A 25,500-nucleotide genomic window follows, 5' to 3' on the forward strand; every position below is an offset into this window, starting at 1 on the left:
TTCACAGCCCCAGCATTCGCGCGATGATCACGCGTTGGAGGTCGGATGTGCCCGAGTAGATACGGCTTGCCAGAGCGTCGCGAACGTCGCGCTCCTGTGCGGCACCGGACATGTAGGCGTCGGCACCGTGGGTGGTGAACGCCGCCATGCTGGACTCGACGAGGGCCTCGCTGAGGAAGAGCTTGACGACGGAGGACTCCAGACTCGTGCGCTTGCCTTCGTCCTTGAGCCAGGCCACGCGGTACAACAGCAGTCGAGCGGCGTCGAGCCGCACGCGCATGTCGGCGATGCGGTGGGCGACGGCCTGGTTTCGGCCGATCGGCTCACCGAAACGTGTGTGGGCGCGCGCGTGCGCGATCGACTCCTCCAACTGGCGGCGCATGGTGCCCAGGGCGGTGGCCAGGATGAAGCTGCGTTCCCACTCGATCGTGGTGTTGAAGACGGTCATGCCCGCACCCCGGCCGCCCAGCATTGCCGCCGCCGGTACCCGGCAGTCGTCCAGGATCACCTCGCTCATGGGAGACGAGGCCAACCCCAGTTTCTCGACGGGCTCACCCACCGAGATGCCCGGCTGCTTCCGGTCCACCACGAACGCGCACAGCCCGCCCAGATCGCCCACGTTGCCCGTTTGGGCCAGCACCACGAAGACGTCGGCCACGGGTGCGTTGGTGATGAACGTCTTGATCCCGTCGAGGATGTAGTCGTCACCGCAGGCTCGCGCCGTCGTTCGCACCGCGAGTGCGTCGGACCCGGATCGGACCTCGGTCACCGCCTGGACGCCGACGGCCGAACCGTCGCACAGCGAGGGCAGATACCGATCCCGCTGCCGGGCATCACCGAAGCGCCAGATCGGCAGTGCACAGGACCACATATGCGCGCCCAACGAGAACAGCAGCCCATTGTCGTGGCAGCCGTACCCCAGTTCCTCCAAGGTCAGCACGGTGGTGACCAGGTCGGCGCCCTGGCCGCCGTACTCGGCGGGAAACGGCATTCCCTGTACACCGAATTCGGCACAACGGCGCCATAATTCACGAGAAAACGGTCGGCCTGTGCCCGATGAAGACGCGGCGAGCTGGGTTTGAGCGAACCGCCCGGCTTCCTTGCGCATCAGCTCTTGTTCGGCGGTCAGCGCGAAATCCACGCGCCGCTCTCCTCTCGATGTCTGCCACTCACGCTCACCGATCGCGAGCGGCCGGAACTACGGTCCATGGATTACGAGCTTTGCAGAGCTTGTTCCGCGATCCAAATGGTCGTTCGCGTTGTCCTCCGAAGAGGTGAATTTGTAAGCGAACCGGAAGACCTTCCTCCGTTCACGGGCGGTTCCACACTCCTCCGGACTCGTGCACCAAACTCACATATGAAACGCTTGTAGTTTTTTTTGCGGGACTTTCGTTTGGAGATTCGCTGGGAATGTGCTGCGTACCCGGTCGCATTCGGCACCGCCCCAGTCGCCCGGCCGGACAGGCCGGCTCGGGTCGGCGGGCACCGTGGACGACCGCCTGCACGTGCGGCCTTGGCGCACGCCCTGCGCCCCGTTGCGCCTTCGAGTGATCGTTTCCTGTCGAGAGACGTGCCCATGGCGCCGCTTGGGCGTCATCCGGCGGTGGGGATTGCCGGAATAGGTGTGACCAGAGCGCGGGGACGCTGCCGCAGTCCCGGCCGCGCGATTAACAAGCTCACCGCAATAGCGATTGCACCCGTAAGAGTGAAGCTTCTTGTATTCATCGACAGAGGCGTCCGCGCGTCGGTTAGCGTGGGTTCACCGGCCGTACGGGACCGTCACTGTTCGACTCAAAAGAGGACGCCAGTCCGTCCACGAGTGCCGGTTCTTTTGCGAGGTCGCACTCGACTGTACGGCCGCGATCCGTCCGTCGACCACACGCAGAGAGATTACAGCCATGACTGCCCTCCCTCCTTTCCTATTGGGTCTCGTATTGGCGCCGGTGGCGAAGCGCGTCGTCAAACCGCTGGTTCAGGGAACCATCAAGACGTCCATCAACCTGGTCATGGAGGTGAAGAAGGCCGCCCGCCAGGCGAGTGAGGAGTTCCACGACCTCGCTGCCGAGGCGTCCGCCGAGAGGTTCGGTGCCGAACTGCGGGAAGACGAGAAGGCCGACGCCAAGGGCACGAAGACCCGGCCTGTCGCGGCTACCGCGGGCGCCGGCGGAAAGAGTTGAGGCCTCACCCTCTGCACGGGTCGAGGAGCGCGCCTACTGCCGGCGCATCCCCAACCGGATCGCGGGAGGAACGAGAATGACGAACCCGTTCGAGGACGAGAACGGCCGCTTCGTGGTGCTGGTCAACGACGAAGGCCAGCACACCTTGTGGCCTGCCGTCTCCGAGGTGCCACGCGGTTGGACGACGGCCTACACGGAGAACGCTCGGCAGGCCTGCTTGGACTACATCGAGCACACCTGGACGGACATGCGACCGCGGAGTCTCGCCGAGGCGAGGTAGAGCCCGTACGACAACGGTGGGCGTCCGCTTCGAACTCGGCGCGACCAAGCACAGGCGGCGGCGACCCCCGCATGGGCACAACCCGGACATCGCGCGCGGACGGATGGGACCACCGAAACATGGCTGCCTCCGCGTCGCCGGACATCGTGCCCTCAGTCGCGTCATGCCCGGGCGGTGGATGCGGAACTGCCTTACGTGCGAACGGTGGCCGGGATTGATGCGGTCGGCCCTGTGCACCGCTGGAGGTTCGGGCGCAGGCACTGTCGGCCTCTCGACGCGGACGAGGCTGTGAAGGAATCGACGGACATGTTTGAAGAGCAAGATCACGCTGCAGACGCGGCGGGCGGCACGTCTGCGGAAGTGCTGTATGCGGTTGAACTCGTACACGATCGGGGCACCTACACGGTCCTCGTGCGAGATCTGGCGCAAGGCACCCTGCAGACAACCACAATTCCCGGAAGGACGGTGGCGAGGATCCCCGTGTACCTGTCCAAGTTGGGCCTCGAAACGCTCTGACCCGCACCGACGGTGAGAGCCCTCACCCTCCACGGAGCGCCTCCGACGCTTCGCAGACGCTTCGCCCCGTGGCGCGCCGACGACACGGACGAGTCCGTCGACGGCGGGGTCTGGTGGGACGCGGAGTATTCGGGGGGAGTCGCTCATCACCGAGGTCGACGGCGTCCACGCCGAACACGCCCCACCCGACGGAGTTCCCGCACCTGGAGATCGGTACCGGCAGCGGCTACAACACCGCGTTGCCGTGCCGGCTCGTCGGGGCCGGGAACGTGAGCACGGTCGACCACACCGGTCACCTGGTCGACTCCGCCCGCGAACGCTGAAGGCCGCCGGGTTCACCCCCGACGTCGTCTTGGCCGACGGCGCCCACGGATGGGAGCCGAACGCCCCGTACGACCACTGATCGCGACCGCCTCGGTTCCGCGCGTCCCCGATGTGGGGGTCGAACAGTACGCGCCCGGTGCGGTGTTGGTGGTTTCGCTCAAGGGCACTCTCGCGGGCGGGTCGACCGCCTGGTTGAAGAAAATCCCCGACGGCACCGTCCGTTCCCGGCGCTGGTTGACGCGGGACCGCTCCGGTCGGTGGTTGTGGCGGTGCGCCGGGCCGTACGGGTTGGTGGCTGTCCGGGCGGCTCGGTGGGAGGCACACATGAGGTGGGGATGTCCAGTCCCTCGTTCGCGGGACAGGGCTTTCGGCCAAGCCCCACCGGGGGTGTCCTCCCGTGTCGGGTCGTGCACCTGGAGTGATCGGGTGGTGGGCGGCAGGCCCGAGGCGAGCGTTCCGGCCATTCGACGACCGGACCGTTTGGTCGGGGCGTGGACTCCATAGGTATCCGGTGCAACGTCCGTCATCAAGGGGAGGTTTGGGCATGGCCGACTGGAAGACGATCACCGGTAGTCTCACGGCAATCTCGGTAGGCTCGCGCACGATCGTGTGGGGCCTGGACGTGGCCGGCAGCATCTACCGGTTCACCAACGACGACAACAACCCCTGGGTGAAGATCCCCGGTGTCCTCAGCGACATCGGCGCCGCGGCCGACGGCACGGTATGGGGCGTCAACGCCGGGAACGAGATCTTCCGCTACATCGGCGACCGGGAGACCGCGAACCACTGGGTCAAGATCCCCGGCAGTCTCGTGCGCATCTCCGCTGGGTCACGGACCATCGTGTGGGGCCTGGACTCCGCCGGCTCCATCTACCGGTACACCAACGACGACAAGAACCCCTGGGTGAAGATCCCCGGCGTCCTCAGCGACATCGGCGTCGCTGCCGACGGCACCGTGTGGGGAGTCAACAAGGGCAACGAGATCTTCCGCTACATCGGCGACCAGGACGCCTCGACGAACCACTGGGTCAAGATCACCGGAAGCCTGGTCCGGATCTCCGCCGGCTCCCGCAGCAACGTGTGGGGCCTGGACTCCGCCGGCAGCGTCTACCGCTTCACCAACCACGACGCCAACCCCTGGGTAAAGATCCCCGGAACCCTCAGCGACATCGGTGCCGGCATCGACGGCAACGTCTGGGGAGTCAACTCCGGCAACGCGATCTTCCGCTACACCGGAGACCAACTCGGCTAGTGTGATGCGCCAGAAATCCTGAGGGTTAGTTCTGCTCTGTTTTCTGGCCGGTGGTTCCGACTTTGGTGAGGTAGTCGGCGAGGGAGTTGAGGATCTCGTCGGCTGTCTTGGTCCAGGTGAAGGGCCGCGGGTTTTCGTTCCAGGTGTCGATCCATGCGGTGATGTCGTCCTCCAGGGCCTTCACGGACCTGTGGACGCCGCGGCGGATGAGTTTGTCGGTCAGCAGGCCGAACCACCGCTCCACCTGGTTCATCCAGGAGGACCCGATGGGGGTGAAGTGGACGTGGAATCGGGGGTGTTTGCCGAGCCACGTCCGGATCTCGGCGGTGTTGTGGGTGGCGTAGTTGTCACAGACGAGGTGGACGTCGAGCCCGGTGGGCACCGCCTTGTCGATCCGGATCAGGAACTTCTTGAACTCGATCGCCCGGTGGCGGCGGTGCAGTGCCGATATGACGGTGCCGTCGGCGATGTTGAAGGCGGCGAACAGGCTGGTGATGCCGTGCCTCATATAGTCGTGGGTTCGGCGTTCGGGCATGCCCGGCATCATCGGCAGCACCGGCTGGGACCGGTCCAGCGCCTGGATCTGGCTCTTCTCGTCGACGCAGAGCACGACCGCCTTCTCGGGCGGGTGGTGGTACAGGCCGACGACGTCGACGACCTTGGCGACGAACTGCGGATCGGTGGACAGCTTGAAGGAGTCCTGCAGGTGGGGCTTGAGGTCGAACCGCTTCCAGATCCGCCCGATCGTCGACTTCGACAAGCCGCTGCGCTGGGCCATCGAGGCCCGTGACCAGTGCGTGTCCTGGCCCGGGAGTGACTCCAGGGTGGCCACGACGACCTCCTCGACCCGGTCGAGGAGGATTGAAGGCGGCCGGCCCGAGCGCGGCTCGTCCTGCAGACCATCGAGGCGTTTTGCGATGAACCGGGCCCGCCAGCGGTCCACGGTCGACCTGTCGATGCCGAGGTCGGCCGCGGCCTGCTGATTCGTCCCGCCCACCGCACAGCGCAGCACGATCTTGGCCCGTAACGCGAGGAACTGGGCGGTCTTGGCCTGCCGCGCCCACTGCTGCAGTTGCCTGCGCTCGGCATCGTCGAGGATCAGGTCGGCCTTCGGCCGGCCGATCCAGCCGGCGTCCTCAAGCCCGGCCATCCGCTCCGCGGCGAAAGCCCGACGCCACTTGCCGACCGTCTTCGCCTGGACACCGACGAGCCGCGCGACACCCGCGTTCGACATGCCGTCAGCACACGCCAGGATGATGCGAGCCTTCTCGGCCGAGCGCCGGTGCGGCAATTCCGTCCGGCGCACCAACTCGACACGCTCGGCCTCGGACAACGTGATCGCCACAGCAGAAGGCCCCGAATGCGACATGACAACAGGGTACTTACTAACCCTCAGGATTTCTGGCGCATCACACTAGGGGGTTGAACACGAACGTTCGCCGGGTTTGGTGACACGCTACGCCGCGAACGCGCCAAAGTCCGCGGCGAACGCCGGCGCTGGGGCCGCCCACGACCCAAAGCCGCCCGACCAGACCCGGCGAACTCTCGTGGTCAACGCACTAGTCACGGAAACGGGGGGCAAAGTCCCCCGAAAGGGTGGCCACTTCCCGACGGAACCGGCTCGGGCTGCTTGCCACGACGCTCGGCGGACCGATGGCTGTCCTGTCGGGCAGTGCGTGCGGAAGCCGGTCCGGGGTACGCCGGACGCGGCCGCCGCAGGCGGTGTCGGTCCGCGGTAACACGCCGAGCCGGTCGAGGGTGTCGGCCAGGTCCCGAATCGTGACCGGCACACGTACCCCCTCGGGGCAGGGAGGCGGCGAACCGGGCGGCCCATCGGCCTCCACGGCCACCGGGTCCTCCTCGTCATCGAGGTCTTCCTCGTCGCACCACCGCAGGTCGTTGTCGAGCGTCATCGACCGGCTCTCCAAGAGCCCGGGCAGGAGCCCAACGACGGTATCGAGGTCGCCTTCGAGGCCCTCCACGGTCGCAGTGGACACGACCATCTGAAGCCACATCACCTGGCGGGGCAGTACCCGCTCCCACCCGTTCCGGCGCGTGGTCGACCCCGCGAGCATCGACCGGCGGACGGCTGGGACATCCCGACGGCCCGGGCGGGAAGCGGGGGCGGGGCGCCGAATGCCACAGGTTGCGAACACGGACGTCGCCGCCTGGGCGTCAGGGCCGCGATCACCTTCGAGAAGGGTGGTTTCATCTTGGCGTCGTTTCGGTGTGGTGGAGTGCGTGCGCGGGGAATCCGTTCCTGCGTGCACCGACGACGACCGCGAGAGTCGGTAGCAAAAGCGCGAGGGCGCTCCAGCCGAGGTAGCTTGCTCCGGGTCCGCCGAGCAGGAGTCCACCGAGGACGCCGCTGCCGGCGATGCCGGTGTTCCAGCCGGTCACGAGCAGGGATTGGGCCACGTCCCCGGCCGCACCGGCTGCTTCGGCGACAGCGGTCTGAAGCAGAGTCGCCGTGCCGCCGAACGCGAGCCCCCACACGGCGGTGCCGACGAAGACCGGTACGGGGGAGCCGGTGAAGACTCCCAGGAGCAGAGCCGCCGTGGCGAAGAGGGCGCAACTGGTGATCATGAGGATGCGCAGGTGCCGGTCGATGAGTGCGCCGGTGATCCAGATACTCGCCAACGACAGCAGCCCGAAGGTCAGGAGGACGGCGTCGACCCGGTCCGCCATGCCGAGCGAGTCGAGGAAAGGTGCGATGTACGTGTAGAGGGTGTTGTGCGCGAGCACGAAGGTCAACGTCACGAGGAGTATGGGGGCGACACCGGGGATGCGCAGAGTTCGGGCGAGCGGGGGCCGGGACTCCTTGGGCCGTCCCGGGAAGTTGGGCACGGTGGCGATGATCCAGACGATCAGCGCCAGGGTGGCTGCGGTCGTGAGTCCGAAGGCGTAACGCCAGCCGACGGCTTTCGCGAGGAATGTGGCGGCGGGTACACCGACCGAGAGTGCGACGGGAGTGCCTGCCATCGCGATTGCCATGGCCCTGCCGCGTTGTTGCGGGGCGACCATGCGACGGGCGTACCCGGCGAGCAGGGCCCAGAGCAGTCCCGCGACGACACCTCCGATGAACCGGGACACAAGCGTGAGGGGGAAGTTATGCGAGAGGGCCGTGATCGTGTTGGTCACGGCGAATCCCGAGATCGCGGACAGCAGCAGGTGTCGGCGTGGCCATCCGATGGTCGCTCGCGTCAGGGGGAGAGCCGACAGCAGCGCCCCCAGGGCGAAGGCCGTGACCGTCTGACCGGCTGCCGACTCGCTCACCCCCAGATCGTGGCTCATCGCGGGCAGTACTCCGGCGGGCATCGTCTCGGTCAGGAGGGTGATCAGTCCTGCGGTGCCCAGTGCCAGCAGCCCCGCGAGGGGAAACCGTGGGCCCGGGGTGGCAATCGACGTGGTGCGATCCGTTCTTGGCATGGCCATACGATCAACGGATGACATTAATGTCAGGGTCAAATCGATGACTTGCACCGTTAGAGGGGGAGGTTCGCACGTGAGGATCGGTGAGCTGTCGAAGCGCACGGGTACGCCGGTGCGTATGTTGCGCTACTACGAGGCGCGGAATCTGATCGTGTCGGAGCGTCTGCACAACGGATACCGGGATTACGACGACTACGTGGTCGATCGGGTCCGCCAGATCAGGGGTTTGCTCGACGTCGGCCTGCCGACGAGGATCATCAGGCAGATCCTGCCGTGCCTGGACAGCCCTCGGACGATTCACATGCCCTATGTGACGCCGGACATGGTTGCCGCCCTCGAGCAGGTTCGCGATCGCATGGCCGAGAAGATCGAAGTTCTCACGAAGAACCACACGGCCGTCGGCGACTACCTCCGCGCAGCCGGTGTCGATGCCGAGGCAAGCTGACGGCGCGCCTCGGACAACGGACCGGGCACGACGAAACCTCGGTCATCCGACCGGGAGGGAATGCCATGTCGTACGTCGAGACTCCGGTTCGTCACAAACGCCTGGTCGCGGTTGTACGCAACGCACCGGTTCGTGACCGAGTAGTGCGGGCGTCCCCGCGCGCCGTCGCAGCCGAGGCCGTGATGTCGTTGGGCACGCTGCAACACGTCCCTCGATCACCGATCCGGTCGGCATCTGCCGGGTGAGCCCGTCACGCAAGGCCGGCGAGGCCGGGGTGGCGCAGTCGACCTGCCGGGGTCCGCGGCACGGCGACGACAACTCGCCGGGACGTCATGGTGTCGACAGCCGGGCCCACCTGTCCCGGGTGAGTGCCTACCTCCAGGACCTGCCCGAGCACGCCAGCGTCGTCACCGGCGGCGCGCCCGCCCCCGGGCCCGGGTTCTTCTTCGCGCCGACCGTGGTGACCGGCGTACGCCAGGGCGACGCGATCGTGCAGGACGAGGTCTTCGGCCCGGTCCTCACCGTCCAGCCCCTTCACCGACGAGGACGCCGCGATCCGACTGGCCAACGACGTGCCCTTCGGCCTGGCGGCGTCCGTGTGGAGCCGTGACGCGGCGACGGGTGCCCGCTTGGCCCAGCGCATCGACGCCGGCACCGTGTGGATCAACTGCCACGGCGTGTACGCGACCGAAATGCCACACGGGGGCTTCAAGCACTCCGGGTACGGCAAGGACCTGTCGGTCTACGCGCTGGACTCCTACTCCCGGATCAAGCACGTGATGAACAAGACCACCTGACGCCCCGCGACCGTGTCCACCGAGTGGGTCCTGACTCACGGCGGCCGGCGGGCGCGACTGCAGGCCGCGCTCCGCCGGCCGCCGTGAGCGGGGGACGACAGGGTGGCCGACACGGCGAGGGCGCGTGTAGGCGTGAGGGCGGTTCGTAGTGGCGGCGCGGTGCAGCACTGCCCAGGATGCCCGCCGAAAGGCGGTCTCCTCCTTGCGAGGCTTCGTCGAGCACCTGTCGGCGAGTTCGCCGTACCGGCGAAACCTCGCCTCGGCGACGAACCGTTCGCAGCGTGCTGCGAACGGTTCGGGTCGACGTTGCCCGACTCGTCGCGTGATCCCACGTCGAGCGTTCGTCCGCGCCTCCAACGCGCCGAGATGGTAGCTGATGCTCGGCTGTCCGTAGAGGAGTTCGCGGGCGGGAATCGTCGTCGACGACGGTTCGAGGCGATGCCTGCCCCGCCCCGCCCCGTTCCGGCAGGTGTGCGGGTCCGGCGATCGTGCATGAGTGGCCGCCGCGGGTGGCCGCTCGATCGGTGTCGCCCGCCGCTGCGCCGCGGGATTTGCGTTGCACCGACGCCGAGCCCGTCCACTTGGTCCTCAGCCGCAGCAGCCGCTCGTGACCTGTGCGCCTTGGCCTCAGCCGCAGCAGCCGCTCGTGACCTGTTCGCCCGCGCCGACCCCTGCCGGGGTGTCAGCAATGGGGGTGCAGCAAGCACTGTCGGGTGCCTTGGTCATGGTGTCGGCGTCGGCCTTGACCACGTAGACCTCCCAGGGTTCGTTGCCCGGGCCACTGACCCAGACCTTGTCCTGGAGGGCGAAGCAGCAGGTGGTGTCGTTCTCCTCGCGGGTGGTCAGGCCGGCGTCGGCGAGGCGATCGGTGGCGGCGGTGACCTGGTCGGTGGTTTCGACCTCGACGCCGAGGTGGTCCATGACGGTGTCGTTGCCGGGCTCGCCCTGGATCAGCACGAGCTTGAGCGGCGGCTCGGCGACGGCGAAGTTCGCGTAGCCCTCGCGGAGCTTGGCGGGTTCGGTGCCGAAGAGCTTGGTGTAGAAGGCGATCGAGGCTTCGAGGTCGGCGACGCGCAGGGCGAGTTGGACGCGGGACATGGTGATCCTCCGGTGGGTGCGGGGTGGTCGGGTGGGCGGTTCAGCGGGAGTACGCGGACACGGACGCGCCGGTGCGGTCGAGGTGGGCCCGGGCGCGGCAGCGGTTGTCGCAGAGCTCGCCGGTGCCCTCGGGCAGGACGACGTCGCCCAGGCGGCGTTCGCGGCGGTGGGCGCGGGCCGCGTCCAGGGTGCGGCGGGCGTTTTCGATGACGGCGTTCACGACGACCTCCTGTATCGACGTCTGTCGATACAAGAGAGTTTGGCTCTTGATTCGTCATCTGTCAATATCGAAGGATGTCGAAGTCTCTGGGGTTGGACGTGGTCGGGTCGAGCGGGGCGGCGTGCTGCCCGCCGGTGGTGCGCGAGGCGCTGGGAGTGTCGGACGCGGAACGCCTGGCGGTGATGTTCAAGGGGTTGGGTGATCCGGTGCGCCTGCGGTTGTTCTCGGCGATCGCCTCGCACGCGAACGGCGAGGCGTGCGTGTGCGACCTGCCGGACGTCGGCCTGTCCCAGCCGACGGTCAGCCATCACCTGAAGAAGCTGCGCGAGGCCGGGCTGGTGACCAGCGAGCGCCGGGGCACGTGGGTGTACTACCGAATCGATCCGCAGGCGCTCGCGATGCTGGCGGGCGTGCTCGCGGCGGGCTGACCCGACACGGGCCCGGTCGGCGCACGGTCTCGCGGAGTCGGTTCAGGACGTGGCGGCGTCGCGGGCGGAGCCGCGCAGGCTCGCGGAGGACAGGCTGCGCCGCCATTCCAGGCCGACGTAGCCGAGACCGGGACGGTGGTGGAAACGCCCTTGTCGTGCAGCGGCAGGCCGTCGGTGTCGAGGGCGCCGGCGGCGTCGAGGTAGTCCAGGGGGGCGGTGGCCGGTGGCCAGGACGACGGCGTCGAGGCGTTCGTCGGGGCCGTCGGCCCATACGATCGAGTTCGTGGTCAGGTGGGCGAACATCGGCCGCGGGTCGGGGTTCCCGGTCTCGAGTGCCGCGTGATGGCGGCCGTCGTCGATGACCGCCATGGTCCTGCCGCCGAGTTGTTTGGCGAGTGGGGCGATGTCGAGGCCGGTGTGCCCCAGCCACCAGTGCAGGTCCCGGCCCAGCACACGCTGCCTGGCCCACTTCAACGGGCCTCGCGTCGCGAGCGAGACGCGGGCGACGTCGGCGAGGTCGACGGCTCTCTGCATGGCCGAGTTGCCGCCGCCCACGACGACGACCCGCATGCCGTCGAAGTCCTTGGGGTTGCGGTAGTGCGAGGCGTGCAGGACCCGCCCCTCGAAGACGTCCAGGCCGGGGAGAGCGGGAAGGTGGGGGCGGCCGAAGCCTCCGGTCGCGGCGATCACCCTCGGCGTCGACAGTCGCGCGCCGCCCTCGGTTTCGACGAGAAGGGCGTCGCCGTCGTGGGTCACGGCGGTGACCCGGGTGTCGGTGCGGATGTCGGCGTCCGGGCGGGCGGCGTAGGCACGGAGGTATTCCACGACCTCGTCGCGGGTGGGGTAGCGGTCCGGATCGCCAGGGAACGGGGCGCCGGGCAGGGACGAGAACCGTGCCGGGGAGAAGAGCGTGAGGCTGTCGTATCAAGCGCGGCGGGTCGCTGGTGTCGGTGCGCGACGGTCGGGCGGTGCGCTACCGCGCGGACCCCGAGCGCATCGCACCGCGACTGGACGCGCTCAAAGGCGTACCTGATCCAGTGCTGCCCGCCCACCGGATGCGGGGCGACTCCAACTGTTGAGGCGCGAGGGTCAGCCGCAGTCGGCGCCGGTGCGGCAGGCGTCCAGGCCCTCGGGGCTGGCCGAGGCGAGGGTGGCGAGCAGGCGCATCGGGGTGACCAGCGCCTCGCAGCACAGCGCGTACACGTTCGCCCGCCCACGCGGCGTCACGGTCACCAGGCCCTGCTCGCGCAGGGGCGCGAGGTGGTGGCTGACCAGGGTCTGGCCCATGCCGGTGGCGTCGGTCAGCTCGCGCACCGTGTGCGGGCGCTCGGCCAACAGCAGCACCAGGGTGAGCCGGTTCTCGTCACCGAGCGCCTTCAGAAGCGGGGCGAGGGTGTGTGCCCGGGTCGCGGCGGTGTCGCCGACGGCGGGGTCCATCAGCAGGACGTCGAGCGTGTTGGTCATGACCCCATTGAACCACGGCACATGTTGCTATCAACAGTATTTGCTGTTTACAGTTGCGTTTGTTGTCGAGCAATCATCGTCGTCGAACGTTCGAGGAGCCCTGCCATGAGCACGCCACAGCAGCAGACCCGCCCGGTCGTGGTCATCGGCGCCGGCCCGATCGGCCTGGCCGCCGCTGCCCACCTGATCGAGCGCGGCCTGGACCCCCTGGTCCTGGAGGCCGGGCCCGCCGCGGGCGCGGCGATCCGCGAGTGGGGGCACGTGCGGCTGTTCTCGCCCTGGGAGTACGACACCGACGCCGCCGCCCGCCGCCTGCTGGAGCCCACCGGCTGGACCGCCCCGCCCGCCGGCGAACTGCCCACCGGCGCCGAACTGGTCGACGCCTACCTCGCCCCACTGGCCGCGACCGAGCAACTCGCGCCGCGCATCCGCACCAACACCCGCGTGATCGCGGTGGCGCGGCGCGGCGTGGACAAGACCCGCACCATCGACCGCGACACCCACCCCCTGTTCGTGCGGGTCGCCGGCGCCGACGGTCGCGTCGAGGACATCGAGGCGGCGGCGGTGATCGACGCGTCCGGCACCTGGGGCCGGGCGAACCCCCTGGGGGAGTCCGGACTGCTCGCCCCCGGGGAGGTCGAGGCGGCCCCGTACATCGCCGGCGCCCTGCCCGACGTTCCGGGCCGTGACCGCGACCGCTTCGCCGGCCGGCACACCCTGGTCGTCGGCATGGGGCACTCGGCCGCGAACACCCTGCTCTCGCTGGTGGAACTCGCCGACGCCGAACCGGGCACCCGGATCACGTGGGTGGTGCGCGGCGCGTCGGTGGCGCGGCTGTACGGGGGCGGCGACGCCGACGGGCTCCCGGCGCGCGGCGCGCTCGGCTCCCGGGTCAAGCAGGCGGTCGAGGCGGGCGCGATCACCCTGGTCCGCAACTTCACCATCACCGGCTTCGCCCCAGCCGAGCAGGGCGTGACCGTCGCCGGCACCACTCCCGACGGCTGGCGCGAGATCACCGTCGACACCGTGGTGGCCGCGACCGGCTTCCGTCCCGACCCGGACATGCTGCGCGAGGTCCGCGTCGAACTGGACCCGGGCACCGAGGCCCCGGTGAAGCTGGCGCCGATGATCGACCCCAACTTCCACTCCTGCGGCACCGTGCCCCCACACGGCGAACGCGAACTCGCCCACCCCGAGACCGACTTCTACATCGTCGGCATGAAGTCCTACGGCCGCGCCCCCACGTTCCTGATGGCGACCGGCTACGAGCAGGTCCGCTCGATCGCCGCCGCACTCGCCGGCGACCGCGAGGCCGCCGACACCGTGCACCTGGAACTCCCGGAGACCGGCGTGTGCTCCACGAACCTGCCCGGCGAGGACGAGGCCGGCGGCGGCTGCGGTTCGACGTGTGCTCCGGAGCCGGTCGTCGAGGAAGCCTCCTGCTGCGGAACCCCGGCCGCCGAGCCGGAGCCGGTCGCGGCGTCGTGCTGCGGGACACCCGCCCCGGAACCGGTCACCATCGGTGCCGGGGTCGGGTTCGCGACCGGGCGGGTGCACGGCTACTCGGGCGACGCCGAGCGCGCCGATGCCTGACCCCCGTCACCGCCGGCGCCGCGCCGAGAGCAGGCGCCGGTGACGGCACCCACCCGCACCGCCCGCGCAGCCGCGACCGAGGATCCGCATCGGCCGCGGCTGCGCGCCGTCCTGATCGGGTTGTGCGTCACCGAGATCACCAGCTGGGGCATCCTCTACTACGCCTTCCCCGTCCTCGCGGGCGCGATCGAGGACGACACCGGCTGGTCCCCGCCCGCCACCACCGCCGCGTTCTCCGCCGCGCTGATCGTCGCCGCCGTCGGCGGCATCCCGCTCGGCCGCGTCCTCGACCGACGCGGCCCCCACGCCGCCATGACCCTGGGCTCGGTCCTCGCGACGGTGGCCGTGATCGCCGTGGCCGCCGCTCCCAACATCTGGTGCTTCACCGCCGCGTGGCTGCTCGCCGGGGCGGCGATGACAGCCGTGCTCTACCAACCCGCGTTCGTCGCCCTCACCCGCTGGAACGCCCCGAACCACGTCCCCGCGCTGACCACGGTCACCCTCGTCGCGGGCCTGGCCGGCACCGTCTTCGCCCCACTGACCGCGACGCTGGCCGACCACCTTTCCTGGCGCGGAGTCTACCTCGTCCTCGCCCTGATCCTTGCGGGGGTCACCATCCCCGTCCACGCGGTGATCCTGCGCCGCCCGTGGCCGAAGGCCCCCGCCCCCGCCCCCGATGCGGCGCGGGCCCATGCGAACGCGGGAACGCGGTCGGTGGTGCGCAGTCGCCCGTTCGTGCTCCTGGTTCTCTCGCTGACGATCGCGTGCTTCGCGATGTACGCGGTCATGATCAACCTCGTCCCGCTCCTGACGGAGCGCGGCGCGAGCACCACCCTCGCCGCCTGGGCACTCGGGCTGGGCGGCGTCGGCCAGGTCGCCGGACGCCTGGGCTACGCCGCCCTGGCCCGTTCGACGAGCGTGCGCACCCGCACCACCTGGGTCCTGACCACGGCCGCCGCGACCACGATCGTGTTGGCGTTCGTGCCGGGCCCGGTGTGGCTGCTGATCTCGGTCGCCGTCCTCGCCGGCACCGCGCGCGGCATCACCACCCTCCTGCAGGCCACCGCGATCCCCGACCGGTGGGGCACCGCGTCCTACGGCGCCCTGTCCGGGATCCTCGCCGCGCCGATCATGGCCGCCTCCGCCCTCGCCCCGTTCGCCGGAGCCGCCCTGGCCGAACCCCTGGGCGGCTACCCGCACATGTTTGCCGTCCTGGCCGTCCTGGCCGTCGCCGGCACCCTCCTCGCCGTCGGCAGCATCCCCACCACCGATCCGGAGAAGCAGTGACCGACATCGCCCCCACCGGCGCGCCCACGGTCACCGTCACCCGCATGACGCCCGCCCGCGCGAGCGGCGTCCTGGACGTCTACGGCGACGCCGATCAGGCAGATCAGGGCGTCATCATGTACGCACCCCGCAACGCCTGAGGCCGGCCGACGGGCGGCGCCCGGAGGCGGAAGGGCTCAGCGCGTGCCCTGGACGGCGTACAGGACGCCGACGGCGGCCGCCAGGGCGCCGAGGAGAAGCCGCAGCGCCGTCTCGGGCACGTGCGGCTGCAGGCGCGCGCCGAGGTACCCGCCGATCAATCCGCCGAGTCCGCACGCCAGACCGAGCAGCCACTGCGGGGCGACGTCGCCGGGCGCGACCACGGACAGGGCGGCGTAGGTGCCCGCGCCGACCAGGGAGGTGACGAACGTGGAGGCCAGCGCGGCCGGGGCCACGACCGCCACCGGCATCCCGCGGCCCACGAGGATCGGCCCGAGAATGGACCCGCCGCCGATACCGTAGATCCCGCCGACCGTCCCGACGCCGAGCGCGAGCGCGAGGGTGGTCCGCGGCGAGGGCGGCGCCGCGGTTCGAGCGCGGGCCGGACGCAGCGTGCGCGAGCACAACCAGACCCCCAGCGGCAGCAGCAACGCGGCGACCAGCAGCCGGAAGACCCTCGGCCCGGGAACGGCGAACACCCGCACCGCGGCGCCGATCACCACCCCCGGCGCGCTGCCCAGGATCAGCAGCCGGGCAAGGGGCCCGCCCAAGGCCCCGGCTCTGCGGTATCGCGCGAGGGCACCGGGCCCCGCAACGACGTTGAACAGCAGGTTCGTCGGCGTCACCGCCGGGCTCGGCACCCCCAGCACGCTGACCTGTACCGGCAGGAGGAACACCGCGCCCGAGACACCGACCGGGGCGGTCACGACCGATATCAGCATGCCCGCGGTGAAGCCGAGCAGGCCGCCGGACCACGTCAACGCCGGCCCCTTCCCGAACCACCCGGATTCCCCGGGCCAGTATCGAACGTGCCCGACGGCGCCGGACGGGCAGGGCCACGTCGTCGGCCGCACACCGCGCGGCCCGCACGAACGCCGTCGGGTGCGGCGCAGGCGCAACGTTCCGGTCGGGCCTAGCCGGTCGACCCGCGGCACTGCCGACCCACGAGATCACCGACGGGATGAGCTCGGCGATCATCCGCGCCGACAAGCCGGGCGCCTGCGGCTGCCGACCTTTCCGGCGGCCCTCGGGGGAGGGCTTCGCGGTGGGGGCACGGGCGCGGGGAGCACCCGGGCCGCCATCCGGAAGGTCACACGGACGAGGACTCTCGCGCGCGCCGCATGAACGCCAGCGACACGTAGACCAAGGCCACCAGCACGGGCACCTCGATCAGCGGGCCGACGACGCCCGCGAGGGCCTGGCCGGACGTGACACCGAAGGTGCCGATGGCGACCGCGATGGCCAGCTCGAAGTTGTTGCCCGCCGCCGTGAACGCGAGGGTGGCGGTGCGGTCGTACGGGAGGCCGATACCGCGTCCGATGGCGTAGGAGCCGAACCACATCACGGCGAAGTAGACGAGTAGGGGCACGGCGATTCGGGCGACGTCGCCGGGCTCGCTGGTGATGGTGTCGCCCTGGAGCGCGAACAGGATGACGATGGTGAACAGCAGCCCGTACAGGGCGACCGGCCCGATCCTCGGGAGGAACTTCGTCTCGTACCAGTCGCGTCCCTTGGCCTTCTCGCCCTGGCGGCGGGTGAGGAATCCGGCCAGCAGGGGGATGCCGAGGAAGACGATCACGTTGACGGCGATCTTCCAGAACGACACGTCCAGGTGTTCCCCGTCGCCCAATCCGAGCCATCCGGGCAGCAGATCGAGGTAGAACCAGCCCAGGACGCCGAACATGACGACCTGGAAGACCGAGTTGAGCGCGACCAGCACCGCAGCGGCCTCGCGGTCGCCGCACGCGAGGTCGTTCCAGATGATCACCATCGCGATGCAGCGAGCCAGCCCGACAATGATCAGGCCGGTGCGGTACTCGGGCAGATCCGACAGGAACATCCAGGCCAGCGCGAACATGATCGCCGGGCCGATGATCCAGTTGATCACCAACGACGACGCCATCAACTTGCGGTCGCCGGTGACGGTGTCCAGGCGGTCGTAGCGGACCTTCGCCAGCACCGGGTACATCATCAGCAGCAGGCCGAGCGCGATCGGCAGCGAGATGCCGCCGATCTCGACCTTGGACAGCGCGTCGTCCAGACCCGGGATCAGCTTGCCCAGGCCGATCCCGATCGCCATGGCCAGGCCGATCCACACCGGCAGGAACCGGTCCAGGGTGGAGAGTTTGCCGACGATCGCGGCGGAGCCGTCCGCCGTCGCGGGCGGGCTGTCGGTGGCGGTCATCAGCAGGGCCTCTTCCGGGCGTTCGCGGCGGTCTCGCGCGCGGTGGCCGCGAGATCCCCCAGGGCGGTGGCGACGACGTCGAGCGCCTCGGGCCTGAGGCGGTAGTAGACGAAGCGCCCGCACGGCTCGGTGTCCACCAGGCCGGCCTCGCGCAGCACCTTGAGGTGGTTGGACAGGTTCGTCTGCCTCGCGCCGGTCTCCTCGATCAGGTGACACACGCACAGCGCCTCGCCCGCGAGCAGCGAGACGATGCGCAGGCGCAGCGGGTCCGCGAGCACCCTCAATACATCAGCATCGACTGACATCATCATGGACTGATACGTTACTGGTGTGGGACGCGGAAAGCGAACCCCCGATCCGAGGAGCCCAGCCATGCCCCGCGCCCTCGTTGCCCTGCCGGCCGGCGGCGAGCGGCGCCTGACCACCGCGTACGCAGGCGTGTTCTCGGCGACGACGGTGCGATCCGTGCTGTACGCCTCGTGCGAGGCGTTGGCCGCGGCCGCCACCGTGACCAAGCATCTGCCGCTGCTCGCGGAGCGGTTCGCCGCCGAGCGCCTGGACGCGCTCGCGCACACCGCGAACGCCGACCGCGAGCCGCGCGTGTTGTTCGTGTGCGCCGCGAACTCCGGGCGCTCCCAGATCGCCGCCGCCCTGTTCAACCGGCACGCCGACGGCGCCGCGAGGGCGTGGTCGGCGGGCACCGCACCCGGCCCGGAGGTCGAGGCGGCCGTGGTCGCCTCGCTCGCCGAGATCGGCATCGACGTCGGCCAGGCGTTCCCCAAGGCGATCACCGACGAGGTCGTGGCCGCGGCCGACGTGGTCATCAGCCTCGGCTGCCTCGACGCCCTGCCCCCGATCGCGGGCCGCCGCTACGCGGACCGGTCCGTCGCCGATCCCGGCGGCGGCCTGGCCGAGACCGTCCGCACCATCCGCGACGAGATCGACACCCGCGTCACCGCACTCCTCACCGACCTGCGCACGACCACCGCCACGCCACACTCCTGGCCGTCCGGCTCCACACCTGTTACCGAAAGGACCCCGCCATGTCCGACAAGCCCTCCGTGCTGTTCGTCTGCGTCCACAACGCCGGCCGCTCCCAGATGGCCGCAGGCTTCCTCGAACACCTGGGCCAAGGCGCCATCGAGGTCCGCTCCGCCGGTTCGATCCCCGGTGACCGGGTCAACCCGGCCGCGGTCGAGGCGATGAAGGAGGTCGGCATCGACATCTCCCACGCGACCCCCAAGGTCCTCACCACCGAGGCCGTCCAAGCCTCCGACGTCGTCATCACCATGGGCTGCGGCGACGCCTGCCCGATCTTCCCCGGCAAGCGCTACCTCGACTGGGCCCTCGACGACCCGGCCGGCCAAGGCGTCGACGCCGTCCGCGCGATCCGCGACGAGATCGAGAAGCGCATCAGGACCCTCATCACCGAGATCACCGGGGAACAGGACTGAAGAGGCGACCGACGCGGGACGGCGAAGCCGGGTCGTCGACAGGGGACATCGAGCGGATCAGCGTGCGGGTATCACCGTGTTCAGGATGGTGCCCACCAGGCCGAGGCGATCGTGGACGAGGGTGTACCAGTCCCAGGTACCGCGCTCTTCACGAGTCGGCAGCCCCACGTCGATCAAAACCTTGAGGTGATGACTGATCGTGGGCTGACGCAACCCGAGAGAACCCGACAAATCACAGACACAAGCCTCCCCGCCGGGGGACGTGGCGATCAGGCTCAACAGTTGCAGGCGCGTGGGGTCGGCGACGGCGTTCAGCGTGGTGGCCAGGGCTTCGGCATCCCCACGAGCCAAGGGAATTGCCCCGTCGTGCTGTGGCATGTGCCGTCCCGGTCTCTCGTCATCCCCGCATCGTCCACCATCCGACCTCACGACAGATGAACCCAACCCCGGCCCCGGATGAACAGGCCCCCGGGTTGGCCAACACGGCGGCGGAACGCCACGCGTCACCCAACCGGCTCGCCATCGGCCGCCACCGACCGGGTGCGTGCATCGGCCCACCGTTCGCGATGACCTCGACGACGGATTCCAGCGCGGTCGCGCCTCGACACTCGTCAACACCTCCGCCACGCCGCGCAGAACACGCAACTCGGCCGACCCCGGCAGGGACACGGCGTCGCGACGGAGCAGGATCCGGCGCGCGTCCGCCCGCGTTCCCGTACACATGCGCGAGGCAGTCACACTCAGGACGGAACGGATTGGACTTGCCTCCCGCAACCACGTTAGAACCGTGACAACAGGGCCTTCCGGACATCTCGTACGGTCTCGACAGCCACCGAGATTCCAAGAGGCCCTGCCCTCATGCGCCGACAGCAGCAATATCACCCCACCGAGGATCCAAGTCCTGTAAACCGACGCCAAGTTCGGTAAGAAGACGGCTTCTCAGCCGTCACCCGGACGGCCAATGGAAGCACCCCGGCCAATCTCCAACATCTCGGCCCCCACACCAAGCACCATCCCCGGAACCACGTCGCCGTCCCGGAACAACGGTCGCGTTTCCCCAGTCGATTCCGCCGGCCTGCCGATTAGCGTCTCGCAAGGTGGGCCCGGGAACCGGGCCGTCCGCACATGTGGGTCGAGAGCCCGTGTCCGAACAACAATGAGACCCGAGGACCCATGGCCAACCCGTCGCTCCTCCCGGTTGGCATCGACGAAGCCGCGGCTGAGCCCCCCGACCCGTCGGTACCCGGCCCCCTCGCACGGTTTCGACGTCGAAACGCGTTGGCCGTGATGGTGCCCACGATCGTGTTGGGAGTGCTCGGGTGGCGGCATCGGGCTCTCGCCGACGACGGCGTCATCTTCCTGCGGACCGTCCGCCAGATCCTCGCCGGCAACGGCCCCGTGCTGAACGTGGACGAGCGCGTCGAGGCCAATACGAGCACGCTGTGGCAGTGGCTGCTGGTTCTCCTCGGCGCGATCACGCCGGGCGACCTGGGGTTCGTCGCGGTCATGGCGGGGCTGGTGCTGACCACGGCGGGAGTGGCCGTCGCACTCGACGCCACCAGGCGCCTGTACACGGAGCCCGCGGGCAGGTTGCTCCTTCCCGCGGGTGTGCTGGTGCCACTGGCGGTGCCGGTCTTCTGGGACTACGCAACCGCCGGTCTGGACACCGGGCTCGGCACGTTCTGGCTCGCCGGGTGCTGGTGGCTGCTCGTGCGTTCCCGCGGCGGGACGAGCGCGGGTCGGGCGTGCGCGGACTCCGTCTGGTACGGGCTCGGGGTCCTGGTGCGGCCCGATCTGGCGCTCGTCACCGGGGTGTTCCTCGTGGGTGCGTTGCTCGTGGCGCGGCCCGGCCGCGGCGCGTGCGTCGCACGGATCGCGGCCGCGAGCGCGCTGCCGATCGCGTACGAGGTCTTCCGTGCCGGCTACTACGGCCTGCTGGTCCCGATGCCCGCGCTCACCAAGGAGGCCGGCACGAGCGACCCGGGCCGCGGAATGCGCTACCTCTGGGACTTCACCGCGCCCTACGTCCTGTACGTGCCGGCCCTGCTGTTCCTCGCCGTTCTCGCGGCCTGGTCGATCCGGTCGCGGACCGACCGGCGCAAGCTGGTGGTGCCGCTCACACCGATCGTGTCGGCCCTGGTCGTCACGGTCTACGTGATCAACCTCGGCGGGGACTACATGCATGCCCGGATGCTGCTCCCGGCGATGTTCCTGGCGCTCATGCCCGGGTTGCTGCTGCCCGCGACACGCTGGACGAGCCCGGTGGCCGCGCTCGTGGGGGTGTGGGCCGTGGCCTGTGTGGGCCCGTGGCATCCTGCGGCCTACCACGGGCACGACGCCTCGACGACCGCACGGGTTCGCGAGAGCGACATCCGCATCACCGGCACCTCCAACGCCGACCACACGCGTGACTGGGTCCTCACGTTCCCCGGACTGCGTGAGTCGACGGCCGCGGGATTGGCCGCGAATCGTCCCGTCCTGGTGCGACTCGGACCCGATGGCCGGCCCACCACGATGCTGCCGCTGAACCCGGATCACGCCCCGGCCCGAGTATCCATCCCGGGCGGCTTCCTCGGAGTCACCGGCCAAGTGGTCCCGCTCGACCAGTACATCGTCGAGGTCTGGGGCCTGGCCAACACCGTCGGCGCGCACCTGGAATACACGCCGGGCTGGCAACACAAATGGCCGGGCCACCGCAAACTCATCGACGACGTCTGGCTCCTCGCCCTCGAACTCGACCCTGCGATGCACGAGTTGCCGCCCCCCGGCGTTCCGGGCGTCACCCCCGAGAACCTGGCCGCCGCCCGGCACGCGCTCTCGTGCGGCGACCTGAAGGAACTCCTCGACTCCACCCGCGCACCCCTGAGCCCGAGCCGCTTCCTCCGCAACCTCGCCGGTTCCCACCACCGCACGACACTGCGCATCCCCCGCGACCCCGTGGCGGCGGAACACAAGTTCTGCGGAGACCGGCCGAAGTGAATCCCGCCCGCGCGGGTGTCTGCGGAGAGCAGGGCCATCCGGATCGGGCCCCGGACCACCGGGCACCGATGATCGAATAGTCGATGCTCGTGCGGGTGATGTCGCGGCGTGCGGGGTCGCACTCACAGCTGCGTTCGTGAACCCGTTCGTCGCCGGAGCGGCCTGCGCCGCAGCAGCCCTTCCGTAGCCCACGGCTGACCATTTCGGGGCATCGTCCACGGTGCGGTCGAGGTGAGCCGAAGTCTGAGTGTGGGAGAGTTCCCGGCCGGCCCGGAAGAGAGTGGGTCCGGGTCGGCGGGAGCTCTGCCACCATCTCCGAACCAGCGGGGCCCGGGGGCGGTGGGCACCGCCTGGAGGAGGAGAGCGGGGCCGACGACGCTCGGTTCGTCGCGGCGCCGGGCGAGTACGGGTACGGCGTCACCTTCGTGACCGCCTCCGACCACCGCGAGGAAGCGCCCGCGCCGACCGCCGACGAGGACGCGTCGGGAAGCGGGGTGCCTAGGGCTTGACTCCCTGGCATCGGCCTGTGCCGAAGGGGACTTCGCCTCGCCGGCATGGCTCGTGCTCGGCCGACATGGTGCGCGCCGGATCGGGTAGAGGGCATCACCGGACGAACTTGCGGGGCGGTTTCGGGCGGGCGCATCGGAGTACCGATGGTTGTTTCGGGAGCCCGGGCCGAGGGATCGAGAAGGGGGAAGCGGATGAGCGCGCAGCATGGTGCATCGGCGGCGTCGTGGACGGGGATTTCGGTGATCCTGGTGGGTGCCTTCCTCGGGGGGTTCGCCGTTGTCCTCGCACGGCCGTGGTTGTTCGCCGTCGCGGTGGGCATAGCCGTGCTCGGTGTGGTCGCGGGCAAGGTGATGTCCGTGCTCGGGTTCGGGGCGGCTCCCGGCTACCACCGGCCCGTCGACGAGGCGACACGGGACACGTGGGCCGCACAGCGACCCGTGCCCCCGGACAAGGACGTCTGAGGGACCTTTCCGCCGATCCGTGGAACGCACCTGCTCCGCAGCGGTGTTCAGGCCGCGGCGCCGCGTGGCGGCAGGTCTCGGCACGTCCGCGGCCACGAGGCCCGGGCGGAGGGGATCGCGGAGAGTGTTGCGCCGGCGGCTCCGCCTTGGAGCGGGCGGGCCGTCACGTCGTGGTGTCGGCTCCGGGTGGGTCCACGAGGGCGTGGATGCGGGCGGCCAGTTCGGGGTGGGCGGCGGTCAGGTGTGGGCGGGTGGCGTTGAGGGGGTCGATCAGGGCGGCGGGGTCGTCCTGGCCCAGGGCCTGGTCCAGTCTTGCCACGCTCGGGCGGGATGCGGCGGGGAGGTCGGTGAGTGCGGTGATGTGGCCTGCGAGGCGTCGCAGGTCGGCGGCGTTGTCGCGGGCTCGGGCGCCGGCGGCGCGGTCGGCGGCGCGGCGTTCGCGGGTGGCGGTGACGCGTTGTTCGCCGGTGGTTCCGGCGGGGCCCGGGCGCAGTCGCAGGTAGCGGCGTTCGGCGGCCTGTCGGCTGGCGACGCCCAGGGGGTGGGCGAGGTCCGCCCAGCTGGCGCCGGCGTCGCGGGCGTTCTCGATCAGCCCGCTCTCCCATCCGGCGAGCCGCTCCCGGATCTCGCGGAGCAACAACAGCGAGGCCAAGGCCTGTTCGGGGCCCGCGTCCGGGTGCGGCGGCCCGGCCTCGCCGTCCTGGGCCGTGCGGACGGCTCGGTCGATGGCTTCCAGGGCCGCGGCGGCGGCCAGGAAGGACGCGGGCCCCGCGGCGGGATTGTCGGGTCGGTCGTTCGCGTTCACCGGAGCCCCTCTCACAACGTCGTCCCCTGCATCGTCATCATGTGGACGACCCACGTATTTGTCATCCTTCCGATGACATGCTACAACGGTTCCAGGGAGCCCGTCAGGGCGCTACCGACCGAAACTTTCGGAGGTGTTCTCGTTATGTTGATGCGTACCGACCCCTTCCGCGAGCTCGACCGGCTCGCGCAGCAACTCCTCGCCCCCGGCGCCGCCTCCCGGCCGACCGCGATGCCGATGGACGCCTGGCGCGACGGCGAGGTGTACGTGGTCGCGTTCGACCTGCCGGGCGTGACCCCCGAGGCGATCGACATCGACGTCGAACGCAACATGCTCACCGTCAAGGCCCGCCGCGAACCCGCCGCCAAGGCCGACGAGGTACAGGTGGAACTGTCCGAACGACCCGTGGGCGTCTTCTCCCGCCAGATCGTCCTCGCCGACACCCTCGACACCGAACGCATCGACGCCGACTACCAAGCCGGCGTACTGACCCTGCGCATCCCCATCGCGGAGCGCGCCAAGCCCCGCAAGATCCCCATCGGCGCCGGCACCCCCGACCGCAAGGTCATCACCGCCTGAAGCAGGGCCACGACACCCCTGCGGGGCCGACGACGGACGCACCGCCTCTCGGGGCGCCCGCCGCCGGCCCTGATAAGTGTCGGCCGCCGCGAACGTGTCGGGCCGGGAGGCGGGGCTCCTCTTCGGCCGCGGGGCCCGGTCGTGCCGACGCCGATTCGGGTCGGCGGACGGCGGGAGGTCACTCGGTCGGGACGGGGCCCCGGCAGGAGGCCGGTTGCGTCACAGTCCCAGGAGGCTGACGTGTACGGGTGATTCGGGGAGTGGCCGGCGCCGGCCCCGGCGCTGTCGCGTATCCCGTAGGAGACCTGGAGGCCGCCGCCGCCGGCGGCGAGGACGGTGACCAGTCCCGCGTTCACGGTGACGCGCCGGTCCTGGACCTCGCGGGCAAGGACGGTGTGGCGCACCTCGATCGACCCCCCGCCACAGATGGACGGTGTCGCCCGCTCGGATACCGGAGGACGGGAGGAGGGGGATGTGGACGGGCACGGTGAGCAGTACCGGCCCGTTCACCGGCGCGTGCACCTCGGGCGCGCGTCCAGGGCCCAGGCCGGCCCGCCACCAGGTACACCCGCACCCGGGCCGCCCGGCTCCAGGCGGACCGGTTCCCGACGACGTCCTCGATCCTGTGGGCGATCGGAACCTCGCCGCCGAGCTCGAAGACGCCGGCCACGGGTTCGCGTACCTGATCCGGGACCGGGACGGGAAGTTCACCGCCGCCTTCGACGCCGTATTCGCGTCGATCGGAATCGAGATCGTGCCCACCGCGCCGCAGGCGCCGCGCATGAACGCCTTCGCGGAACGCCGGATCACCTCCGTGCGACGCGAATGCACCGACCTGCTTCTCGTCACCGGCGAACACCACCTGCGCACGGTCCCCGCCGCGTACGTCGAGCACTACAACACCGGACGCAGCCACCAAGGCGACGGACTGCAACTGCGTGCCCCCGACGACGACCCGAACGTGCTCGCGTTCCCGGCACGGCTCGACCGGATATGCCGTCGCCAAGTCCTCGGAG

29 protein-coding genes and 2 pseudogenes are annotated in these 25,500 nt (G+C 70.1%); 18 read left to right on the plus strand and 13 right to left on the minus strand.

From position 1 onward, the window contains the following. Position 1: 1 nt before the first annotated feature. Positions 2–1,141, minus strand: coding sequence for an acyl-CoA dehydrogenase family protein (locus ACIBSV_RS36685; protein WP_395870914.1), 1,140 nt, complete (start codon positions 1,139–1,141; stop codon positions 2–4). Between the two features lie 757 nt (positions 1,142–1,898). Here ACIBSV_RS36685 and ACIBSV_RS36690 point away from each other — a divergent pair. The 5 genes from ACIBSV_RS36690 (at position 1,899) to ACIBSV_RS36710 (ending at position 4,549) form a co-directional block, all read left to right on the plus strand. After that, positions 1,899–2,177, plus strand: a complete 279-nt coding sequence (locus ACIBSV_RS36690; RefSeq protein ID WP_395870916.1) for a DUF5132 domain-containing protein — start codon at positions 1,899–1,901, stop codon at positions 2,175–2,177. A gap of 76 nt (positions 2,178–2,253) precedes the next feature. Further along, a complete protein-coding gene (locus ACIBSV_RS36695) occupies positions 2,254–2,457 on the plus strand; it encodes an MbtH family protein (protein WP_395870918.1) in 204 nt (67 codons plus the stop codon). 306 nt (positions 2,458–2,763) lie between these two features. Continuing rightward, a complete protein-coding gene (locus ACIBSV_RS36700; RefSeq protein ID WP_395870919.1) occupies positions 2,764–2,973 on the plus strand; it encodes a hypothetical protein in 210 nt (69 codons plus the stop codon). Between the two features lie 113 nt (positions 2,974–3,086). Then, complete coding sequence (locus tag ACIBSV_RS36705) at positions 3,087–3,296, plus strand: hypothetical protein (RefSeq protein WP_395870921.1); 210 nt, start codon at positions 3,087–3,089, stop codon at positions 3,294–3,296. Between the two features lie 545 nt (positions 3,297–3,841). Then, on the plus strand, positions 3,842–4,549 hold the full coding sequence (locus ACIBSV_RS36710; RefSeq protein WP_395870923.1) for a tectonin domain-containing protein: 708 nt from the start codon (positions 3,842–3,844) through the stop codon (positions 4,547–4,549). A gap of 25 nt (positions 4,550–4,574) precedes the next feature. On the opposite strand, the gene ACIBSV_RS36715 is transcribed toward ACIBSV_RS36710, so the two are convergent. The 3 genes from ACIBSV_RS36715 to ACIBSV_RS36725 form a co-directional block, all read right to left on the minus strand. Next, positions 4,575–5,918, minus strand: coding sequence for an IS630 family transposase (locus ACIBSV_RS36715; RefSeq protein WP_395870925.1), 1,344 nt, complete (start codon positions 5,916–5,918; stop codon positions 4,575–4,577). A 190-nt stretch (positions 5,919–6,108) separates the two neighbouring features. Further along, complete coding sequence (locus ACIBSV_RS36720) at positions 6,109–6,624, minus strand: DUF6042 family protein (RefSeq protein ID WP_395870927.1); 516 nt, start codon at positions 6,622–6,624, stop codon at positions 6,109–6,111. 133 nt (positions 6,625–6,757) lie between these two features. After that, positions 6,758–7,984, minus strand: coding sequence for an MFS transporter (locus tag ACIBSV_RS36725; protein WP_395870929.1), 1,227 nt, complete (start codon positions 7,982–7,984; stop codon positions 6,758–6,760). A gap of 70 nt (positions 7,985–8,054) precedes the next feature. On the opposite strand from ACIBSV_RS36725, the gene ACIBSV_RS36730 reads away from it, so the two are divergent. From ACIBSV_RS36730 to ACIBSV_RS36740, 3 genes are all read left to right on the plus strand, one after another. After that, positions 8,055–8,426, plus strand: a complete 372-nt coding sequence (locus ACIBSV_RS36730) for a MerR family transcriptional regulator (RefSeq protein ID WP_395870931.1) — start codon at positions 8,055–8,057, stop codon at positions 8,424–8,426. Positions 8,427–8,667: 241 nt separating this feature from the next. Then, positions 8,668–9,036, plus strand: a complete 369-nt coding sequence (locus tag ACIBSV_RS36735; protein ID WP_395870933.1) for an aldehyde dehydrogenase family protein — start codon at positions 8,668–8,670, stop codon at positions 9,034–9,036. Then, on the plus strand, positions 8,999–9,223 hold the full coding sequence (locus ACIBSV_RS36740) for an aldehyde dehydrogenase family protein (protein ID WP_395870935.1): 225 nt from the start codon (positions 8,999–9,001) through the stop codon (positions 9,221–9,223). Before ACIBSV_RS36735 ends, ACIBSV_RS36740 begins: the two co-directional genes overlap by 38 nt. A 627-nt stretch (positions 9,224–9,850) precedes the next feature. Here the strand turns inward: ACIBSV_RS36740 and ACIBSV_RS36745 are convergent. Both ACIBSV_RS36745 and ACIBSV_RS36750 read right to left on the minus strand, forming a co-directional pair. After that, entirely contained in the window at positions 9,851–10,321 is a 471-nt protein-coding gene (locus ACIBSV_RS36745) for an ArsI/CadI family heavy metal resistance metalloenzyme (protein WP_395870937.1), read from the minus strand. 40 nt (positions 10,322–10,361) lie between these two features. Beyond that, a complete protein-coding gene (locus tag ACIBSV_RS36750) occupies positions 10,362–10,541 on the minus strand; it encodes a hypothetical protein (RefSeq protein ID WP_395870939.1) in 180 nt (59 codons plus the stop codon). A gap of 74 nt (positions 10,542–10,615) precedes the next feature. Between ACIBSV_RS36750 and ACIBSV_RS36755 the strand changes: the two genes are divergently transcribed. Beyond that, a complete protein-coding gene (locus tag ACIBSV_RS36755; RefSeq protein ID WP_395870941.1) occupies positions 10,616–10,969 on the plus strand; it encodes an ArsR/SmtB family transcription factor in 354 nt (117 codons plus the stop codon). Between the two features lie 42 nt (positions 10,970–11,011). Here the strand turns inward: ACIBSV_RS36755 and ACIBSV_RS36760 are convergent. Both ACIBSV_RS36760 and ACIBSV_RS36765 read right to left on the minus strand, forming a co-directional pair. Further along, positions 11,012–11,857, minus strand: a pseudogene (locus tag ACIBSV_RS36760) (NAD(P)-binding domain-containing protein); the annotation flags it as partial. Positions 11,858–12,058: 201 nt separating this feature from the next. Beyond that, positions 12,059–12,433: an ArsR/SmtB family transcription factor gene (locus ACIBSV_RS36765; RefSeq protein WP_395870943.1), complete on the minus strand. Its 375-nt coding sequence runs from the start codon at positions 12,431–12,433 to the stop codon at positions 12,059–12,061. A 105-nt stretch (positions 12,434–12,538) separates the two neighbouring features. On the opposite strand from ACIBSV_RS36765, the gene ACIBSV_RS36770 reads away from it, so the two are divergent. From ACIBSV_RS36770 to ACIBSV_RS36780, 3 genes are read left to right on the plus strand one after another with little or no spacing between them, the layout of a single operon-like run. Next, positions 12,539–14,026: an FAD-dependent oxidoreductase gene (locus ACIBSV_RS36770; protein ID WP_395870945.1), complete on the plus strand. Its 1,488-nt coding sequence runs from the start codon at positions 12,539–12,541 to the stop codon at positions 14,024–14,026. 39 nt (positions 14,027–14,065) lie between these two features. Next, the gene (locus tag ACIBSV_RS36775) at positions 14,066–15,313 is read left to right on the plus strand and encodes an MFS transporter (protein ID WP_395870947.1); all 1,248 of its coding nucleotides are present in this window, start codon (positions 14,066–14,068) and stop codon (positions 15,311–15,313) included. Continuing rightward, positions 15,310–15,453, plus strand: a complete 144-nt coding sequence (locus ACIBSV_RS36780; RefSeq protein WP_395870949.1) for a hypothetical protein — start codon at positions 15,310–15,312, stop codon at positions 15,451–15,453. The genes ACIBSV_RS36775 and ACIBSV_RS36780 overlap by 4 nt, the downstream gene beginning before the upstream one ends. Positions 15,454–15,489: 36 nt before the next feature. On the opposite strand, the gene ACIBSV_RS36785 is transcribed toward ACIBSV_RS36780, so the two are convergent. The 3 genes from ACIBSV_RS36785 to ACIBSV_RS36795 form a co-directional block, all read right to left on the minus strand. Beyond that, positions 15,490–16,272: a sulfite exporter TauE/SafE family protein gene (locus ACIBSV_RS36785; RefSeq protein ID WP_395870951.1), complete on the minus strand. Its 783-nt coding sequence runs from the start codon at positions 16,270–16,272 to the stop codon at positions 15,490–15,492. A 329-nt stretch (positions 16,273–16,601) separates the two neighbouring features. Further along, entirely contained in the window at positions 16,602–17,696 is a 1,095-nt protein-coding gene (gene arsB, locus ACIBSV_RS36790) for an ACR3 family arsenite efflux transporter (RefSeq protein WP_395870953.1), read from the minus strand. Then, on the minus strand, positions 17,696–18,007 hold the full coding sequence (locus tag ACIBSV_RS36795; RefSeq protein WP_395870955.1) for an ArsR/SmtB family transcription factor: 312 nt from the start codon (positions 18,005–18,007) through the stop codon (positions 17,696–17,698). The genes arsB and ACIBSV_RS36795 overlap by 1 nt, the downstream gene beginning before the upstream one ends. 61 nt (positions 18,008–18,068) lie before the next feature. Between ACIBSV_RS36795 and ACIBSV_RS36800 the strand changes: the two genes are divergently transcribed. Both ACIBSV_RS36800 and ACIBSV_RS36805 read left to right on the plus strand, forming a co-directional pair. Further along, complete coding sequence (locus ACIBSV_RS36800) at positions 18,069–18,902, plus strand: low molecular weight phosphatase family protein (RefSeq protein WP_395870957.1); 834 nt, start codon at positions 18,069–18,071, stop codon at positions 18,900–18,902. After that, positions 18,797–19,150, plus strand: coding sequence for an arsenate reductase ArsC (locus ACIBSV_RS36805; RefSeq protein WP_395870959.1), 354 nt, complete (start codon positions 18,797–18,799; stop codon positions 19,148–19,150). Before ACIBSV_RS36800 ends, ACIBSV_RS36805 begins: the two co-directional genes overlap by 106 nt. 57 nt (positions 19,151–19,207) lie before the next feature. On the opposite strand, the gene ACIBSV_RS36810 is transcribed toward ACIBSV_RS36805, so the two are convergent. Then, entirely contained in the window at positions 19,208–19,528 is a 321-nt protein-coding gene (locus tag ACIBSV_RS36810) for an ArsR/SmtB family transcription factor (protein ID WP_395870961.1), read from the minus strand. A gap of 909 nt (positions 19,529–20,437) precedes the next feature. Here ACIBSV_RS36810 and ACIBSV_RS36815 point away from each other — a divergent pair. Next, the gene (locus ACIBSV_RS36815) at positions 20,438–22,129 is read left to right on the plus strand and encodes a hypothetical protein (RefSeq protein ID WP_395870963.1); all 1,692 of its coding nucleotides are present in this window, start codon (positions 20,438–20,440) and stop codon (positions 22,127–22,129) included. Positions 22,130–22,830: 701 nt separating this feature from the next. Next, the gene (locus ACIBSV_RS36820) at positions 22,831–23,100 is read left to right on the plus strand and encodes an HGxxPAAW family protein (RefSeq protein WP_395870965.1); all 270 of its coding nucleotides are present in this window, start codon (positions 22,831–22,833) and stop codon (positions 23,098–23,100) included. 163 nt (positions 23,101–23,263) lie between these two features. On the opposite strand, the gene ACIBSV_RS36825 is transcribed toward ACIBSV_RS36820, so the two are convergent. Beyond that, positions 23,264–23,905 carry a type III effector protein gene (locus ACIBSV_RS36825; RefSeq protein WP_395870967.1) on the minus strand — a complete coding sequence of 214 codons (642 nt, stop codon included), beginning with the start codon at positions 23,903–23,905 and terminating at the stop codon, positions 23,264–23,266. Positions 23,906–24,049: 144 nt separating this feature from the next. On the opposite strand from ACIBSV_RS36825, the gene ACIBSV_RS36830 reads away from it, so the two are divergent. Both ACIBSV_RS36830 and ACIBSV_RS36835 read left to right on the plus strand, forming a co-directional pair. Beyond that, positions 24,050–24,484: an Hsp20/alpha crystallin family protein gene (locus ACIBSV_RS36830; RefSeq protein WP_395870969.1), complete on the plus strand. Its 435-nt coding sequence runs from the start codon at positions 24,050–24,052 to the stop codon at positions 24,482–24,484. Between the two features lie 472 nt (positions 24,485–24,956). Further along, positions 24,957–25,394, plus strand: a pseudogene (locus tag ACIBSV_RS36835) (integrase core domain-containing protein); the annotation flags it as partial. Positions 25,395–25,500: the final 106 nt, after the last annotated feature.

The organism is Embleya sp. NPDC050154 (genome assembly GCF_044460165.1).
GTDB lineage: Bacteria > Actinomycetota > Actinomycetes > Streptomycetales > Streptomycetaceae > Embleya.